16 protein-coding genes are annotated in these 16,609 nt (G+C 53.1%); 3 read left to right on the top strand and 13 right to left on the bottom strand.

Features of this window, described 5'->3' with window-relative positions:
* Nucleotides 1-4 precede the first annotated feature (4 nt).
* The 5 genes from cigR to ACLJRS_RS16570 form a co-directional block, all read right to left on the bottom strand.
* Complete coding sequence (gene cigR, locus ACLJRS_RS16590; protein ID WP_001065327.1) at nt 5-484, bottom strand: anti-virulence regulatory inner membrane protein CigR; 480 nt, start codon at nt 482-484, stop codon at nt 5-7.
* A gap of 101 nt (nt 485-585) precedes the next feature.
* Nucleotides 586-672 (bottom strand): magnesium transporter protection protein MgtU, encoded by an 87-nt coding sequence (gene mgtU, locus ACLJRS_RS16585; RefSeq protein ID WP_252515021.1) that lies wholly within the window; start codon nt 670-672, stop codon nt 586-588.
* A gap of 12 nt (nt 673-684) precedes the next feature.
* Entirely contained in the window at nt 685-777 is a 93-nt protein-coding gene (gene mgtR, locus ACLJRS_RS16580; RefSeq protein ID WP_001082117.1) for a protein MgtR, read from the bottom strand.
* A 21-nt stretch (nt 778-798) separates the two neighbouring features.
* Nucleotides 799-3,525, bottom strand: a complete 2,727-nt coding sequence (mgtA, locus tag ACLJRS_RS16575) for a magnesium-translocating P-type ATPase (protein ID WP_000131285.1) — start codon at nt 3,523-3,525, stop codon at nt 799-801.
* Between the two features lie 219 nt (nt 3,526-3,744).
* Nucleotides 3,745-4,440, bottom strand: coding sequence for an MgtC family protein (locus ACLJRS_RS16570; protein WP_000392700.1), 696 nt, complete (start codon nt 4,438-4,440; stop codon nt 3,745-3,747).
* Between the two features lie 508 nt (nt 4,441-4,948).
* Here ACLJRS_RS16570 and ACLJRS_RS16565 point away from each other — a divergent pair.
* Nucleotides 4,949-5,851: an EamA family transporter gene (locus ACLJRS_RS16565; RefSeq protein WP_001682335.1), complete on the top strand. Its 903-nt coding sequence runs from the start codon at nt 4,949-4,951 to the stop codon at nt 5,849-5,851.
* Between the two features lie 42 nt (nt 5,852-5,893).
* Here ACLJRS_RS16565 and ACLJRS_RS16560 read toward each other — a convergent pair whose 3' ends face one another.
* The 8 genes from ACLJRS_RS16560 to dagR form a co-directional block, all read right to left on the bottom strand.
* Nucleotides 5,894-6,823 (bottom strand): Rpn family recombination-promoting nuclease/putative transposase, encoded by a 930-nt coding sequence (locus ACLJRS_RS16560; protein ID WP_000749536.1) that lies wholly within the window; start codon nt 6,821-6,823, stop codon nt 5,894-5,896.
* 236 nt (nt 6,824-7,059) lie between these two features.
* A complete protein-coding gene (gene dagF, locus ACLJRS_RS16555) occupies nt 7,060-7,803 on the bottom strand; it encodes a 2-dehydro-3-deoxy-phosphogluconate aldolase (RefSeq protein ID WP_001186147.1) in 744 nt (247 codons plus the stop codon).
* A complete protein-coding gene (dgaE, locus tag ACLJRS_RS16550; RefSeq protein WP_000188468.1) occupies nt 7,790-8,899 on the bottom strand; it encodes a D-glucosaminate-6-phosphate ammonia lyase in 1,110 nt (369 codons plus the stop codon). Before dgaE ends, dagF begins: the two co-directional genes overlap by 14 nt.
* A gap of 3 nt (nt 8,900-8,902) precedes the next feature.
* Nucleotides 8,903-9,763 carry a PTS system mannose/fructose/sorbose family transporter subunit IID gene (locus tag ACLJRS_RS16545; RefSeq protein WP_162140364.1) on the bottom strand — a complete coding sequence of 287 codons (861 nt, stop codon included), beginning with the start codon at nt 9,761-9,763 and terminating at the stop codon, nt 8,903-8,905.
* Entirely contained in the window at nt 9,760-10,509 is a 750-nt protein-coding gene (locus ACLJRS_RS16540) for a PTS mannose/fructose/sorbose/N-acetylgalactosamine transporter subunit IIC (protein WP_000380259.1), read from the bottom strand. The genes ACLJRS_RS16545 and ACLJRS_RS16540 overlap by 4 nt, the downstream gene beginning before the upstream one ends.
* A gap of 145 nt (nt 10,510-10,654) precedes the next feature.
* On the bottom strand, nt 10,655-11,140 hold the full coding sequence (locus ACLJRS_RS16535) for a PTS system mannose/fructose/N-acetylgalactosamine-transporter subunit IIB (protein WP_001284295.1): 486 nt from the start codon (nt 11,138-11,140) through the stop codon (nt 10,655-10,657).
* 10 nt (nt 11,141-11,150) lie between these two features.
* Complete coding sequence (locus ACLJRS_RS16530) at nt 11,151-11,576, bottom strand: PTS sugar transporter subunit IIA (RefSeq protein ID WP_000214106.1); 426 nt, start codon at nt 11,574-11,576, stop codon at nt 11,151-11,153.
* 218 nt (nt 11,577-11,794) lie between these two features.
* Complete coding sequence (dagR, locus tag ACLJRS_RS16525; protein ID WP_001252656.1) at nt 11,795-14,593, bottom strand: transcriptional regulator DagR; 2,799 nt, start codon at nt 14,591-14,593, stop codon at nt 11,795-11,797.
* A 196-nt stretch (nt 14,594-14,789) separates the two neighbouring features.
* On the opposite strand from dagR, the gene ACLJRS_RS16520 reads away from it, so the two are divergent.
* Both ACLJRS_RS16520 and ACLJRS_RS16515 read left to right on the top strand, forming a co-directional pair.
* Nucleotides 14,790-15,083, top strand: a complete 294-nt coding sequence (locus ACLJRS_RS16520; RefSeq protein WP_000824209.1) for a YicS family protein — start codon at nt 14,790-14,792, stop codon at nt 15,081-15,083.
* Between the two features lie 105 nt (nt 15,084-15,188).
* Nucleotides 15,189-16,571, top strand: coding sequence for a glycoside hydrolase family 1 protein (locus tag ACLJRS_RS16515; RefSeq protein WP_001270468.1), 1,383 nt, complete (start codon nt 15,189-15,191; stop codon nt 16,569-16,571).
* Nucleotides 16,572-16,609 lie beyond the last annotated feature (38 nt).

Raw genomic sequence — 16,609 nt, 5'->3', positions numbered from 1 at the left:
GCTCTTAATCAAATACGCCATTAATAATCGCCGTGACCACCGCGGTACTGAGCGCGATCAGCACCAGATTATCCCCAACGATTTTCCACTCATAGCCCGGATAATAAGGTAATTGTCCCAGCATAGACGCCGGCACCGTTTTTTTAGCGATTCCCGGCGGCAGCGGTTTTCCTCTCGCCAGATTTTTCGCAATCCCCGGTGGTAAAGACTGATAACCCGTCAGCCCTAAATTTACTGCCAGTTGCCTGGCGACAGCGTAGCTAATGTCCGACTCGACGTGATCCGGTTTACCGCCATTTTTACGGTGTTCCGTTCTTTGCCCGGCATTTCCTTTATGCCCGTTACCGTTATTACCTTGATTAGCCGCGTTATTACTATGTCCGCCGCCATTGCCATTTCCCGGATTCGCCAGCACAGGCGTAGCGCTCAGGGAAAACGTAATCAACGTCGCCAGGACGGCGGTTAAACCACGACGATTGTTCATGATATTGCCCTTCTGATGTGGGATACCATGAAAATAGCGCCCCGCCATAAAAAGAACAACTACATCGATTCTTATTTTAAGCGGGGCTCGCCAACAGCAGCTTATCGTATCCAGATAGTCAGTAAAATCAGGATGATTGCTATCAGGACAACCTGATAAAAAATTTTGTCCAACCCTCTTTTTTGCATGGCGTCACCTCGTTAGAAAACGATTTGCCAGAGGGCTAAACACAACACCAACAGGCTAATCAGTAAAAATATCAGCGCGATGATTTTATCGGGTGAGCGATTCATCTGGGCGATCCTCAAACATCATTAAAACCACTGGCCAAAGCGTTTGATATAAAAGCGCTTCATGCCTTGCGCCACCAGACAGTAGCTCAATAATGTCGCCACCAACCATGGGAAGTAGCTCAGTGGCAGCGGCTCCAGTCCAACCATCGCGCCCAGAGGTGAGAATGGAATATAAATGCCTATCGCCATAATCAAGCCGGTCGTCAATAATACCGGCAACGTCGCCCGACTTTGGATAAACGGTATTTTCTGCGTCCTTAGCATATGCACGACCAGTGTCTGCGAGAGCAGACCCTCAATAAACCAGCCGGACTGAAAGAGCGCCTGCGCCTCTACGTTATTAGCCGCAAAGACGTACCACATCAGCGCAAAGGTTGTGATATCGAAAATAGAAGACGTTGGGCCAATCCATAGCATAAAACGACCAATATTTTTCGCGTCCCATTTCCGCGGCTTACGCAGGAACTCTTTATCCATTTTGTCCCACGGCAACGACAACTGCGAAATATCGTACATCAAATTCTGGATCAACAGATGAATCGCCAGCATCGGCAGAAACGGAATAAACGCGCTGGCTACCAGTACCGAAAAAACATTGCCGAAATTAGAGCTGGCGGTCATATTCAGATATTTAATGATATTGCCAAAGGTTTCCCGCCCTTTGATAACGCCTTCCTCAAGCACCATGAGATCTTTTTCCAGCAGAATAATATCTGATGACTCTTTAGCAATATCGGCGGCGCTATCGACGGAAATTCCCACATCCGCATCACGAAGCGCGGGCGCGTCGTTGATCCCATCTCCAAGAAAACCAACGGTATGACCATTTTTCTGTAGCGCTTGCAAAATACGCGTTTTTTGTAACGGCGTCAGCCGGGCGAATACTGCGCGTTTCTCCACTTCAGACGCCAGTTCGGCATCCGACATCGCCTCAACCTGGGTTCCGGTCAGGATATCGTGCGTATCAATACCCACTTCCAGACAGATACGCGCCGTCACAACCGGATTATCGCCGGTGAGGACTTTGACCGCCACGCCGTTATCCCGCAACGCGGCAATAGCTTTTCCGGCGCTTTCTTTCGGCGGATCGAGAAAAGTGAGCATCCCTTCGATGGTAAGTTCGGTCTCATCCTCCACACTTAATGTCGGATTGTTCCCGGAACCATCCAGCTTACGTGTCGCTATCAGCAATACACGGAATCCCTGCGCATTGTAATCTTCGGTTTTCGCCAGCAGTAGCTCGCGGCGTGTTTCCGTCAGCGCCACCACACGATCGCCTTCGCGAAGATGGGTGGCTACCATCATCATCTCTTCAACAGCGCCTTTGCAGATCAGGCATCTGTCTCCATGCTGCGCATCCTCCACCAGGACCGATACCCGGCGACGTACAAAGTCGAATGGCAGTTCATCGCGTTTAATGAAGCGCGCTTTTGTCGATGGTGCGATTCGACCCTCGCCAAAACGCAGTATGGCGCGATCCATCACATTCCGGGCGCCGCTCTGGCTGCTACTATTCAGCCAGGCCAGCATCAATACCCGGCCGCTTTTTACACCGCTCACATCCAGATGATGCTCCAGAAAAATATTGTCCTGGGTTAAGGTGCCGGTTTTATCTGTACACAGCACATCCATCGCGCCGAAGTTTTGAATAGCGTTCAGGCGTTTGACGATCACTTTGCGCCGCGACATCGCAATCGCGCCTTTTGCCAGGTTGGAACTGACAATCATGGGCAACATTTCCGGCGTCAACCCCACCGCAACCGCCAGCGCGAACAGCGAAGCCTCTACCCAGTCTCCCTTACTGAAACCATTAATCAGCAGGACAACCGGCACCATGATCAGCATAAAGCGTATCAACAGCCAGCTCACGCTGTTGACTCCGCGATCGAAAGCCGTCTGGGTACGCGTACCCACAATGGATTTCGCCAGCGAGCCGAACCAGGTACGGCTTCCCGTCGCAACCACGACCGCTTGCGCTCTGCCGCTGGTTACATTGGTTCCCATCAGACAGATATTGCCCAAATCTAACAGGCTTTTATCTTTGTCAGGCAATTGCTCGCTGTCTTTACCTGCCACATCAGCCATAACATCGTATTTTTCTACGGGTAATGATTCACCACTAAGAATTGACTGACTGATAAAGAGATCGCGCGACGCCAGCAGTCGGACGTCGGCGGGCACCAGATCGCCTGCGGCCAGAAAAACCACATCGCCCGGCACCAGTTCTTCAATGGGAATCTCTTCCTGCACCGCGCCTATATTGCCCGGCCCACGACGCAACACCGTGGCGGTGGTGCGAACCATCTTTTTCAGCGCCTGTGCTGCTCTGTTAGTGCGAAACTCCTGCCAGAAACGCAATAACCCGCTCAAACTGACCATCGTCAGAATAATCAGCACGCCAGTGAGATCGGTCTCTTCGCCACGGCGTAACGGGAGCCAGTAATCCGTGATGAAACTAACCCCTGCCAATGCCATCAGAACGTAAATAAACGGGTTATTGAATGCCTGCAGAAGCTGAATCAGCGCCGGAGGAACTTGCTCATGCGCCACTTCATTGCGCCCATACACTTTCAACCGTTCGCTGGCCTCTTCTATCGTGAGGCCCTGACGATGGCTGTTCAGCCGCGCCAGTGTCTCCTCCGGGCTATGAAAAGCTTCCGCTTCGATCGGAAATACTTTTTTATGCTGCTTATCATTTTCTGACGCCGGGCGATTGAGTTTCCGGTTTTCAATGTTCATGTCAGTCATGATGAATCCCCAAAATTAAGGTGTAGTGTTTCCTGCATATCACGCCCAGGGAATAGTAAACTCACGATTTGAAGGTGAATGCCCCGGGAGAATTATCTATGCATAAAAAAGGTTATTGCTTACTCACTATTTTGAGTGGGTTTTATTTTATCGACTCGGGAATATCCATCATTCCCTCCTTATACGCCTGGCGTAATGTTGCAATTGAATAAAAAACTATTATTGACTATCAATGCTCCAGTGAATTGCGGTGATATTATCGTTATCACCTATTCTGGATATAATCAGTTCTCGCGTTTTACGATAATCAGCATGACCCACGAGCTCGGCACGAATTTCTTTATAGCCCTGTTCCTGAGCGGGGACCGAACCTAACCCTTGTAAACAGATCGCGGCCTCTTTTACGATATTCAGTAACCACTGACGAACCTCGCTTTCATCTTCTTTATTACAGGTTACTTTCAGGATATAACGTTTTTCTCCCTCGGCGGATACCGGGAGTTGATTTATACGCTGCGCCGCTTCACGCAGTAAAATATTGGCGCAAAGAATAATGATCGTCGCCGCCAGCGCATTTTTGAACTGCCCTAAGCCGCATAACACGCCGATGCCCGCCGAACACCATAGCGTTGCCGCAGTGTTCAGCCCGCGCACATTCATCCCTTCGCGCATGATGACGCCCGCCCCCAGAAAGCCAATCCCAGAGACAATCTGCGCCGCAATTCGCCCGGGGCTGTCTGGCGATGTCGTCATGGAGCTCAGAATAAAAACGGCGGCGCCTGTCGCCACCAGCGCATTAGTGCGTAATCCCGCCATACGTTGACGCCATTGTCTTTCCGCGCCAATCAGCGCGCCCAACAGCATAGCGGCCAGTAAATTTAAAATATAAGGAAACATTAACATACGTTCCTCCATTTTTTCTGGAAGAATAAGTACGTGCTATATTTAGCACACGACAAATTTCTGCCCTGAGGCAATTAGCGTCGTGTTAACGGCGGAGGAAATAAAGCGTGTTTAAACATGAACATGACGATTACCTCGCGACAATGCGCGTGTTGTAACATTATTGGGATGACAATCGTCACAAGGGGAGATTGCTGCCCACCGGTTCGGCAAGCAGCGCAGGAATAGCGTGCGTTAACTTGCCAGATGATTTACGTAAAAGTGACTGTCCAACATATTACTCCTGCATGAATTTGCGCTTATTATAGTCAGCCAATATGTTCCGTAAAGTGCAAAGGCGGGTTTAGTGACGTTCTGTTTAAGTTTGTTTGATATTTTTTCTTATGACAAAAAAATGACAATATTATGTCGATAACAAGCTCGTCTGAAATCATTAAACAATAAATTCCTGCTTAATACCGGCGATAGCTCTGTTATGATGCCTGCACGTAAAAAAATAAAACAACATGACGAGGAAAAAATGGGTTCCACCAGAAAAGGGATGCTAAACGTCCTGATTGCCGCCGTATTGTGGGGGAGTTCAGGCGTTTGCGCGCAGTACATCATGGAGCAAAGCCGTATGTCGTCACAGTTCCTGACGATGATACGTTTGTTATTCGCCGGGCTGATACTGGTGACCTTCTCCTTTATGCACGGCGATAAGATATTTTCAATTCTTAAAAACCGCAAAGATGCCCTGAGTCTGCTGATTTTCTCCGTGGTGGGCGCGCTCACCGTTCAGCTAACCTTCCTGCTCACGATTGAAAAATCCAATGCCGCCACCGCGACAGTGCTGCAATTTTTATCGCCGACCATTATTGTAGCGTGGTTTGCATTAGCGCGAAGAACACGACCAGGCATTCTGGTCTTAACCGCCATTCTTACATCGCTTATCGGCACCTTTTTACTGGTGACTCACGGCAATCCAACATCGCTGTCGATCTCTTCAGCCGCGCTGTTCTGGGGTATCGCCTCCGCATTTGCCGCCGCCTTTTATACGACCTGGCCTTCCAGGCTAATCGCCCAATACGGCACGCTGCCAGTGGTCGGCTGGAGTATGTCCTTTGGCGGCCTTATTCTGCTGCCCTTCTACGCTAAAGAAGGAACGCACTTTGCGGTGAGCGGCAGCCTGATTCTGGCCTTTTTCTACCTGGTGGTGATCGGTACGTCGCTGACGTTCAGCCTGTATTTGAAAGGCGCGCAACTGATTGGTGGCCCCAAAGCCAGCATTTTAAGCTGCGCGGAACCGTTAAGCAGCGCCCTGCTGTCGCTACTGCTGTTGGGGATTAGTTTTACCTTGCCGGACTGGCTGGGCACGCTGCTCATTCTCTCGTCAGTGATTCTGATCTCTCTCGATTCCCGTCGACGCGCGCGGGCCGCTTAACGCCGTTGATAATCACGATGACCGGGCGGAAGAGGGAAAAGTTTAATGGCGCTTTGCCTTAATCTCTTCGTCAGAAAGCCCGGTAATCATCAGCACCATCTCTCGCTCGATCCCCTGTTCCAGCATCGTATGCGCAATACGCAAGGCTTCCTCCTGCTTACCTTGATGTATACCTTGTTGCACGCCTTCACGCTTACCTTTTCTGCGCCCCGATTCACGTATTCTGTCTACGATCGTCATTAATCTCTCCTTGTGTTGGGGAACACGACGCGCCACCTCGCGGATAAACTTGCCAAAACGAGGCGTGCTGCCATGCTGTATTAGCAAATAATTAAACAGAGCTTTTAGCTGACTGTCATTAGCGTTTCCCGTAATCAGAAGTACCGCTAAGCGCTCGACCAATCCCATCAGGTCGCGCTGACGTATATGCTTTTGTACCAGCTCCAGCATCGCGATACGTCGATGCTGCATAATCTCGTTATCCGGCACCACCGTAATGTCTACCAGTGGAAATGCCGTCGCATAAAGCTGACGCGCCAGTGCAGGATCGTCAAACTCATCCAGCCAGCACAGCGAAAAGGGATACGGGCTTTTCGCGCCATGGTAAAACAGCATGGGAATCACCAGCGGTAACGTTTTATGGCCAGCATCCAGATGGCGCTGCATCGCGGCAGTCGCGTAACGCATTAACCGAAACGCCATATGCGCGTCCGGCGTACTCTGATGCTCTATAACGACATAGATATAACCGTCGCCTTCACACGTTTTTAGCGACCAAAGGACGTCGGAATAAAACGCGCGTAAATTTTTCTCGATAAAACTGTCCGGCGCCAGTTTTAACGTCGTCAGATCGCAACGTATTCTTAGCGAATGGGGAAGATGAATATTGAGAAAATCCCGCGCGGTATCCGGATGGCGTAAAAACGTTTTGAATACCGCATCATGAGGCGTGGACGTGGGGCTTTTTTTCATGGCGATCCGTCACCTGAGGCATAAGATGACGCCACTGTACTCGCCAAAAATACAGACAGCATTCAGGAAAATTTAACCCTGCGAGGAGGCTCGAAAGGGAATCACTGACGGCTGCAATACGTACATTTTTTGCCCAGCCTGCTACGCATTATCGCCCGGTAGCGTAACGCTAACCGGGCCTACAAATACACGTCATCTGTAGGCCCGGTAAACGTAGCGCTCTTCGGCGATAAATCTCACACCAGCGCTTTGACTATCTCCATCAACCGAATGACGTCTTCGGGGCGCGTATTGCCGGTTTGCGGATCGATAATCGAGCTGTAAACATGCGGCATAACGCGCGGCACGCCTGCTTCCAGGCAGGTTTGCAGGATAATACCGAAATTATCCAGTGAGATACCGCCGGTCGGCTCGATAAGCGTCATGCCGTGGCGGGCAGCGGTTGTCGCCAGCGCATAGAGTTCCGGTAACGACTTTTCGCCGCCCATCGGGAAAAACTTCGCCGCATGTGCGCCCATATCCTGCATCATGCGTACCGCCGCTTCACAGGAAACGCGGGCTGGCGTTCCCTGGCTGCTGCTGACGCCGGTAGAAATCACCACCTCGCCAGGCGTTCCCGTCGGGCTGACCAGGGCGTTGATATGCGTTTGCTCGCCGCCCGTCGCCGCCAGCGCGCCCGCCGCGAAGCCGCTGCCGGTAAAGGTCTGGTTGACATGGGCCGGGTGAGTATGGGCGGCAATCATCGCCGCTTTGTAGTACTGCGCCGGGTCGCCTGCGCCCAGACCCACTGAGATAGACGGCACCTCCGCCATCCAGCGTTTCACCTCCGGCACGCCCTCTTCTACCGTAGCGAACTGCGCGGAAAGTACGCCAATGACCGCATGGCCTTCGGCGGCTTCATAGATAGCCTTCGCGTTGGCGATATCCTTTGCCAGCACGTTAATCGCTACCCGCTGACGATAAAAATTAATCTGCTGCATGTTCTGCAATCTCCCTGAGTCGCGCTACAATCAATGCCATTTCCCCTTCGGCTACCGTGCGTGGATCGAGGCTAAAAACCCCCTGATGAAGCTGATATTTGCGGGCGTAAATCGCTATCTCGCCGCCGCGCAACTGCGCTTCGACGTCCTGCGCGTTCAGCCCCAATTCAGATGCGTTCACCCGCACACGAATACGCCAGATTGCACGCCCGGCCTCATCCTGTTCGATATCGGCATAAAGCCCATGGATGGCGGAAATCGCTTCCGCGACCGGCTGTAACTGTGCTGCGGTCACGGTCGTCTGGCCCTGGTGGTAATTCTCCAGCGCATACACCAGCCCAACCATGTTTTCCTTGCCGATTTTCATCGCCCTGGCAATCCCCTGGTGCTGCGCTTTACAGGCGGCAATCCACGTTTTCTTACCAGTGATAAACCCGGAGGTTGGCGCATTAAAGGCTTTCGCGCCGCTATAGATAACCATATCCGCGCCGCTCGCCACCCAGCCGCGCAAATCCTCTTCCGCCGCGGCATCGACAATCAACGGCAGGTGGTTGGCCTGCGCCACCTGTACAAAATCGTCAATGCTCAACATGCCTTTCTGTACGCAATGGTGTGATTTCACATACAGTAGCGCGGCGGTCTTTTCGTTAATGGCGCTTTCCAGTTGCCAGCGGGCCGCCAGATTGCTCGACCCCACTTCCACTATGCGCCCGCCGCCAAGACGAATGGCGCTGGTGACTGGCGCGCCGTAGTCCACATTATGCCCGCGCAGCATCACTACCTCATTGGCCATACCGGTACTGTCCGGCATCAGGGCGACGCGCGCCCGATCGCCGTGGGTGATAGCGGCAGCGACGGCAATGGCAATACCCGCCGAGGCGCACGAGGTGATATAGCTATCTTCAGCACCCGTATAGCGCGATACCAGTTCGCCGGTTTTTTCCACCAGCGCATCAATCTCGACGAAAGCGGAAGCCGCGCGCGCGGTGGCCTGCATGACCTCCGGCGCGACGCTTGAGACGCCCAGAATGGTCATTTTGCCGCAGGCGTTAATGACCTTTTTCAACCCCAGTTGTTGATAGATATTCGGCGTCATGATTTACAGCACTCCCAACAACGCACAGACTATGCTCAGTGCGACAATCGACAGTAAAATGGTGGTGTAGCGCGGCCCTTTTTTTACCAGATAGAAGTAGATGGCGAATACCGCCGCCAGTGGCAGTAAGCCCGGCGCGATAGAGTCGAGGATCTGCTGAACCACCACTTCAGATCCTTTCAAAGCGCTAATTTTTAACGGCGTGGTGATTTTGACGTAGCTGGCGGAAAGCGCGCCCATCATGATCAAACCCAGCACGTTGGCCCCGTAGATCAGTTCTTTGATTCGCCCCCCTTGCAGCAGGCCGATAATCGAATCACGCCCCAGCGTATATCCCTTGTGGACCATACCGTAGCTGATCGCCAGGGTGATCGCCGGGTAGAGAATCAGCGGGATAATACCGCCCATCGCGCTGCCATTTGCCGCGAACGGAATAAAGATCGCTATCAACAGCGGCATCACCGCCGCCCAGATAATCGAGTCGCCCATCCCGGCAAGCGGCCCCATCAGGCCAGTTTTAATGCCGGTGATAGACGAGTCGTTAATCGGCTCGCCGCGCGTTTTTTGTTCTTCCATGGCAATAGAGATGCCCTGAATCACCGCGCCGAAGGTCTGCTCGGAGTTAAAAAAGTTAAGGTGGCGTTTTAGCGCTTCTACCTGCTCCTCTTTTTGTGGGTAGAGTTTTTTGATGATCGGCGTCATCGAGGCGCAGAAAATCAGGCTTTGTAAGCGCTCATAGGAGCTGGAAACCTCGGCGCCCAGCCAGTAGATAAACCAGGCTTTGGTGATATCTGCTTTGGTCAGCGCCCCGCTTTCCCGCGCGCGCTCAACCAGTTCATGCTGCATTACGTCACTGTTCATCATGCTGCTCCTTCATTTTTCGCCAGGCCTTTAATCAGGAAGGCGACACAGGTGCCGAAGATGGCCATCGCCATGATGTCGACCTTGAGGTACAACACCGCGAAGAACCCGCCGATAAACCACGGCAACAGGCTCTTTTTACCGATCACCATAATGGTGATGGCAAAGCCCAGCGCCGGCAGAATGCCGCCCATGATTTCAAAGGAGTGGGTTAACCAGTGCGGCATCAGTTTAAGGAAACTTTCCACCACATCCTGGCCAAAGTAGTTAGCGGCAAAGACCACCGGGAAGCGCAGCACCAGCCCCAGCAATGCCGGGTAAAGAAAGGCGCAACGCATGATGCCCGCCATGTTTGCCGTTTCCGCGTGTTTATCCGCCATATGCACCCAGGCAGCATTCAGCGTGCGCCTAAGCTGATCGAGAAACACGCCAATCACGCCAAACGGGATTGCCAGCGCGATCGCCAGGTTTGGGTCCATACCGGCCTTCACCGCGATAGGAATGGAGATACAGGCCGCCAGCGCCGGGTCCGACGGCACGTTGCCGCCCGGCGTTGAGGTCACGCCCAAATAAACGAGCTGCATCCCTGCGCCGATGATCATCGCGGTCTGCATGTTGCCAAGCAAAAGCCCGACAAATACCGCGATCACCACCGGTTGTAACAGCATCGCGGAGAAGGTGTAGCCGAGGCGTAAACGGGCAAACCAGTAATACAACCCCATCAGGCTTGCAAAGAGTAAGGTATCCATAGTGTTATCCTATACACTTCATCCTTCAGGCTGCCTCTTTGTTGGCTGCCTTCGCTCACCCCAGTCACTTACTTTAGTAAGCTCCAGGGGATTCACTCAGTTGCCGCCTCGATGCATCCAGAATGATTTTGTGTCTATTAAAGGGTTAGAATTTTTTCAGGATATCGTCGAGCGGCTGCGGCTTATCTTCCGGAATGGTCTGGAAAAATACCTGAACGCCACGGTTTTTCAGGTCGTTAAGAATGCCGACGTCTTTTTCATCCAGCGTAATATTCTGAAAAACCGCCTTGCGGTTTGGCCCGCCGCCGAGACCGCCAACCTGAATGCGGGTGACGTCAAAGCCCAGCTGTATGGCGTCCTGCACCGCCGCCAGTGAGGGAAAAAGCACCAGCACGTTACCGTCGCCAAGCTGATTTTCTTTCCATGCGGCGGCAAAACTCTGGTTGCCGAAGCAATCCACTTTGATATTTGGCGGCGCGGCCATCAGGTAGATATTTTTCATAAACGGATCGGCGTCCAGTTCATCACTCACAACGGCTATCCGGTTCGCCTGAGATTGTCCGACCCACTTCGTGACAACCTGCCCATGAATGAGACGGCTGTCGATGCGACATAAAACGATATTGGCCATGATGTTTTCCTTAGAGTGATTGTTGTAGCTGACGTACATGGGCGACCACATCCAGGCAGCTACTGCGCCCGGCCTCAACTAACTCATCCACGCAGGCGGTTAGCATCCCTTGTTCGCGCCTGTCCAGCGCCTCCAGCAGTAGCGACGCATTCAATCCGGCAATCACCGCCACCGGATAATCGGCGCTTAGCCGCGCCGCGACGTTGGACGTCGTGCCGCCGACAAAATCCGTCAGGATCAGCGAGCCTTCCGGCAGCGTTTTCACCACGGCCTCGACGCGTTGATAAAACTCGCCCAGCGTATCGACAGGCATTAGCGCGATTTCCGTCACGCCTTTAATTTCGCCCGTGACCATACGCAGGCTGTTGCAAAGCGGTTGTCCCCAGCCGCCATGCGTCAGCAGCAGGATGTGGGGCAACGGTTGTGTGGTAGTCAAAATGGCCTCCTGGCGCAATTACATGAGAACACCGGCATATATTGCCCGGTGGCACTGCGCTTACCGGGCCTACAGGACACTCCCGGTAGGCCGGATAAGGCGTTTACGCCGCTATCCGGCATAACGCATCATCAGAAGAGCAAAGGTTGTGCCAGAATTTGTGTCACGCGAGGAAGAAGAAAGGTCTGGCGAGGCGCGAAGCCCCGCCAGTAAAAGGATTAGCTATAGAGCAGTTCGTAGATATAAAAATATTCCGCATCCGATAAACGGATGGCGTAGGCATCTTCGATCGGCAGAAAAGCGGATTTGATGACACTAAACGCGCGCGCGTCCAGATTCGGCTGACTTTCCAACGCCATCTGTAACGGTTTTCGGTTAATCACAATACGCTCTACCATACAGCAGCAGTGGATCAGGAAGCGCAGTGTCACCTGGCGGCTTGGTTTCAGGGAAAGCGAAGACGTCAGATGGTTAAAAACGCCCTCCATCTCTTTCAGAATACGCTGCGGGTTAAGCACGGAAATATGATTGATGATGCTCTCCATCGTTAGCGCGCTGATAAAGCGCATGGCGCTGCGCTCCATCTCCAGACGGCGTTCAGCGTTGGACAGATCGGGCGTTAACAGGCTCAACACCAGTTCCGGCCCTTGTTCGGAGAAAAGCTCTTCCAGCGAAATAAACGGAATATCCGGCAGCCCCGGCTGGAAAGTGCCGACAATCCCCGCCAGCCGCTCGCTGGCATTCAATGCCTGCTGAACGCGCTCCAGACTGCGTACCTCGTTATAATCAAGGATCACCATCCTGGTGTCCTGCGACATCAGTTCGCCAAAGCTCTCCTCCAGCACCTTTTTGATTTTTTCCGCCGTTCCCATGCCGGTAATACAGGAGATGACCAGCACTTTGCCGCCGTTCTCCTGCTGCGGCGTACAAAGCTGGCAGGGGATATTTTTACTCTGCAGGAGCGCCGTCAACTGTGGTAAGTCGCTGGTTTCATAGCTTAAATCCAGCCCGACTTCCAGCAGACTGGTCAGCGTGATGTTCGGCATGAGCAAAACATCTATCTGGAATAACTTACTGATCGTACTGCCGAAATGGATTAATGAACCGATGTCCACCAACAGGATAAGCCGCCGATATTGTCGGGTTTGAATCATTTGGGTCAGCGTTTCCAGCGTGTCATGCACCGACTGTTCAAACGGCATGTCGATGGCGCTGAACAGCTCGCGCTCCAGCACGCGGTTGACATATTGCGCCTGGCTGGTGGCGGTGGTCGCGCCGTGGGCGATCAAAATGACCCCACAGTCGGGGCTGGCATCGATACGCTGACGATAATGGCGGCACTCTTTCAGGAACAGGCATAGCCAGACCACTTCCGTCGCCGGACACTGAATATGCAGCAGTTCGTTGATTTTCCGACACAGCAGCGTGGCGTTGTCATATTCGTCTTTGCAGCGATCCAGGATCAAACTGGAAGAGTAAAGCTGCGGGATCAGGCCGCGCTGCACGTAGCCTATCAGCGCCAGGAAGTGTTTACGCAGTGGGTTAACCAGATTTTCCGGCAGCGAAAAACCCAACACCTGCTCTACGCAGCCAATCAGCAGCGTCACGCGCTCTTCAATCTGGTCGCCATAGCGCGGCGGATGCGCCACGCTGTCGCGGCTGTAGAGACCGTATTCAAAAATCGAGCTGAGTTTATTTTTCAGGATCGCCAGCGTCTCCGCCGGGGGGACGTTACTGTTGCGCAAATTAACATATTCGCGCGTCAGGAAACTGTAAAAGAGGTCGCTCTCTTCAATTTCCGCCCCGGTCGCCAGCGACGTCTTCAATGCGGGCAGCGTGCGCGCGTCTATATTTAGCCGCGCTTTACCGTCAAACAGAGTATCCACCAATAGACGCTGTTCCGGCGTCGGGTTAACCGACATCTCCGCCAGCCGCTTATCCAGCTGTAGCGTGTCGTTATGCTCGGTCATTCCCGATGCCCACGCCTGAGCGCAGAGAAACTGAATATCGCTTTTTAGCTGACCGATATTGCCTTCCAGGGGTTTATTCAGCAACCAGAGCAACAACGGTTTATCAATGCTGACCGTACGTTCTATTTTGCGGCTTTCCCGCTGTAAGAACCCCACGATCAGTTCGATCTGTTCTTCAACGGAGCGCTGGCGAATGCCCGGCAAATCAATGCATACCTGAATACGCCGCTGGAAAGTACGTAACAGCGCCGACCCGACCGGTTCGGTAGTGGCGCAAATCAGGCGTACCGAAATTGATCGCGGCTGGCTGCTCACGCCGAGCGGACGGTACTCGCCTTTATCCAGAATAGAGAACAGCTTTTCCTGCCCTTCATAAGACAGACGGTGCACCTCGTCCAACAGCAGATAACCACCGTCCGCCTGCTCCACGAGGCCTGTTTTATGTTCATTCGCGCCGGTAAACGCCCCCTGCCGATGACCAAACAGATGCGAGGAGAGCAGTTCCGGGTTATGGGCGTATTCCGCGCAGTTAAAGTAGACCAGCGGCGGGATAGCGCCGCTCGCCTGTTCACAGGCGAAACGGTGCATCAGTTCCGCAAAAAAGGTTTTACCGACGCCGGACGGCCCGGTAAGCAGAACGTGTAAACCGTGCGGATAGAGCACCGCCGCACGGCCTTTTTCTACCGCATCGCGCAGGCTGCGATCGTAACCAATCAGGCTGGTAAACGGATCGTCGGGCGCGTAATGCTCTTCATGCGGCAGCACATCCGCCACCGACCGCACCTCGCGTTCAGACTCTTCCAGCTGTCGTCCCAGCAACGTTTCCAGCGCCTGGCGATGCAGAAAATAGACCGGGCGGCCACGGCTTTTGATTGCCAGGCCGTCATTCCATAACTGATTGAGATCTTTGCTGACGGAGTTACGCGCCAGCCCAAGATTGAAACCTATCGCCTCCGCCGTAAACGCCGTCTCGTGCGCCAAATCGGCAAGACATAGCCCGCGCGTCAGCCGTTCCAGCTCTCCCAGTACGATCTCAATACGTCTCATTACACTACCGCTTACGAAATAAAAGAGTAGTCAGAACATACACTATTCTGCCACGCAAGAAAGTGAAGGCGCAGCGAGAAACCGCCTTCCCACTTTTGCCTGACTTCAACGCCAACGGATAGCACGCCCCGATGAGTGAACGTCGCACGGTCTACACTTACTCTTGAAAAAGTGCAAACCGATAAGGATACCGTTTATGAAACGAAAAACGCTTCTGCTTATTGCCGCGCTTGTCGCGCTACCGGGCGTCACGTATGCCGACTCTCCGTTTAGCTCACTCCAGTCGGCGCATGAAAAAAATACGATTTTAAAGGATTTGCGCAAAATGTGTACGCCTAAAGGCGCGCTAACCGATGAAGCCTTGGAGAAAAAAATCATGGCGAGCGAGGGGAACCAGCAGCATATTCGGGAGGCGATGATCGCGATAGAGCGCAACAATCAGCATAACTACTGGCAGGCTCTCGGCAAGGTGGAATGCCCGGAGATGTAGCACAGCTTTTCCGCTTTTTGGTCGCGAAAATGCGGACTGTAACCGGTTTCTGTTCACCAAAAGCGCGTATTCTGGAGCGAATTTACGCGATCAAGGAGCACGACAATGCGATACCGTTTTCCCGATAACTTCTGGTGGGGCAGCGCCTGCTCAGCGTTGCAAACCGAAGGGGATAGTCTGAATGGCGGTAAAAGCCAGACCACGTGGGATGTGTGGTTCGAGCGCCAGCCTGATCGTTTTCACCAGGGCGTCGGTCCAGCGGAAACCTCAACGTTCTATCGCCACTGGAAGCAAGACATCGCGCTACTGAAACAGTTAAAACATAACAGTTTTCGCACCTCGCTAAGCTGGGCGCGGCTCATTCCAGACGGCGTAGGCGAGGTGAATCCACAAGCGGTGAGCTTCTACAATCACGTCATCGACGAGCTACTGGCGCAGGGCATCACGCCGTTTATTACGCTGTTCCATTTTGATATGCCGATGGTCATGCAGGAGAAAGGCGGCTGGGAAAATCGCGACGTCGTAGAGGCGTTTGGTCGGTACGCGCAAACGTGTTTTACCTTGTTTGGCGACCGCGTGAAGCACTGGTTTACCTTTAACGAGCCGATTGTGCCGGTGGAAGGCGGCTATTTGTACGACTTCCACTATCCCAATGTGGTGGATTTTAAACGGGCGGCCACCGTGGCGTACCATACCGTGCTGGCGCACTCGACCGCCGTGCGCGCCTGGCGCGCCGGGCGCTACGACGGTGAAATCGGCATAGTACTGAATCTGACGCCGTCCTACCCACGCTCGCAGCATCCCGCCGATGTGCAAGCCGCGCACCATGCGGATCTGTTATTCAACCGCAGTTTTCTTGACCCGGTATTAAAGGGAGAATACCCGGCGGACTTGGTGGCGCTGCTGAAAACCTATGACCAGTTGCCTGCCTGTCAGCCAGGCGACCGTCAGCTTATTGCCGACGGCAAAATCGATTTACTGGGGATTAACTATTATCAGCCGCGCCGCGTGAAATGCCGTGATACGGCGGTGAATCCGCAAGCGCCGTTTATGCCGGAGTGGTTATTTGACTATTACGACATGCCGGGGCGCAAGATGAACCCTTACCGCGGCTGGGAAATTTACGCGCCAGGAATTTACGACATCATCACCAACCTGCGGGATAATTACAGCAATCCGCGCTGTTTTATCTCCGAAAACGGGATGGGCGTTGAGAACGAGCAGCGTTTTGTGCAAGCGGGACAGATTCACGATGATTACCGGATTGACTTTATTTCTGAGCATCTTAAATGGCTGCATAAAGGCATTAGCGAGGGCTGTCACTGTCTTGGCTACCACATGTGGACCTTTATCGATAACTGGTCATGGCTGAACGGCTATAAAAATCGCTATGGTTTTGTACAACTGGATTTAGCCACCCAAACGCGCACGGTGAAAAAAAGCGGAGAATGGTTTGCCGCCACCGCAGAGCATAACGGTTTTGATTAAGCATTTATTATTGCCGGATGACGACTAACGTCGTATCC

Source organism: Salmonella sp. SAL00670, assembly GCF_046552235.1.
Classification (GTDB): domain Bacteria; phylum Pseudomonadota; class Gammaproteobacteria; order Enterobacterales; family Enterobacteriaceae; genus Salmonella; species Salmonella enterica.
The sequence above is the reverse complement of the archived record's forward strand: the minus strand, read 5'-3'. Positions and strand labels throughout refer to the sequence as shown.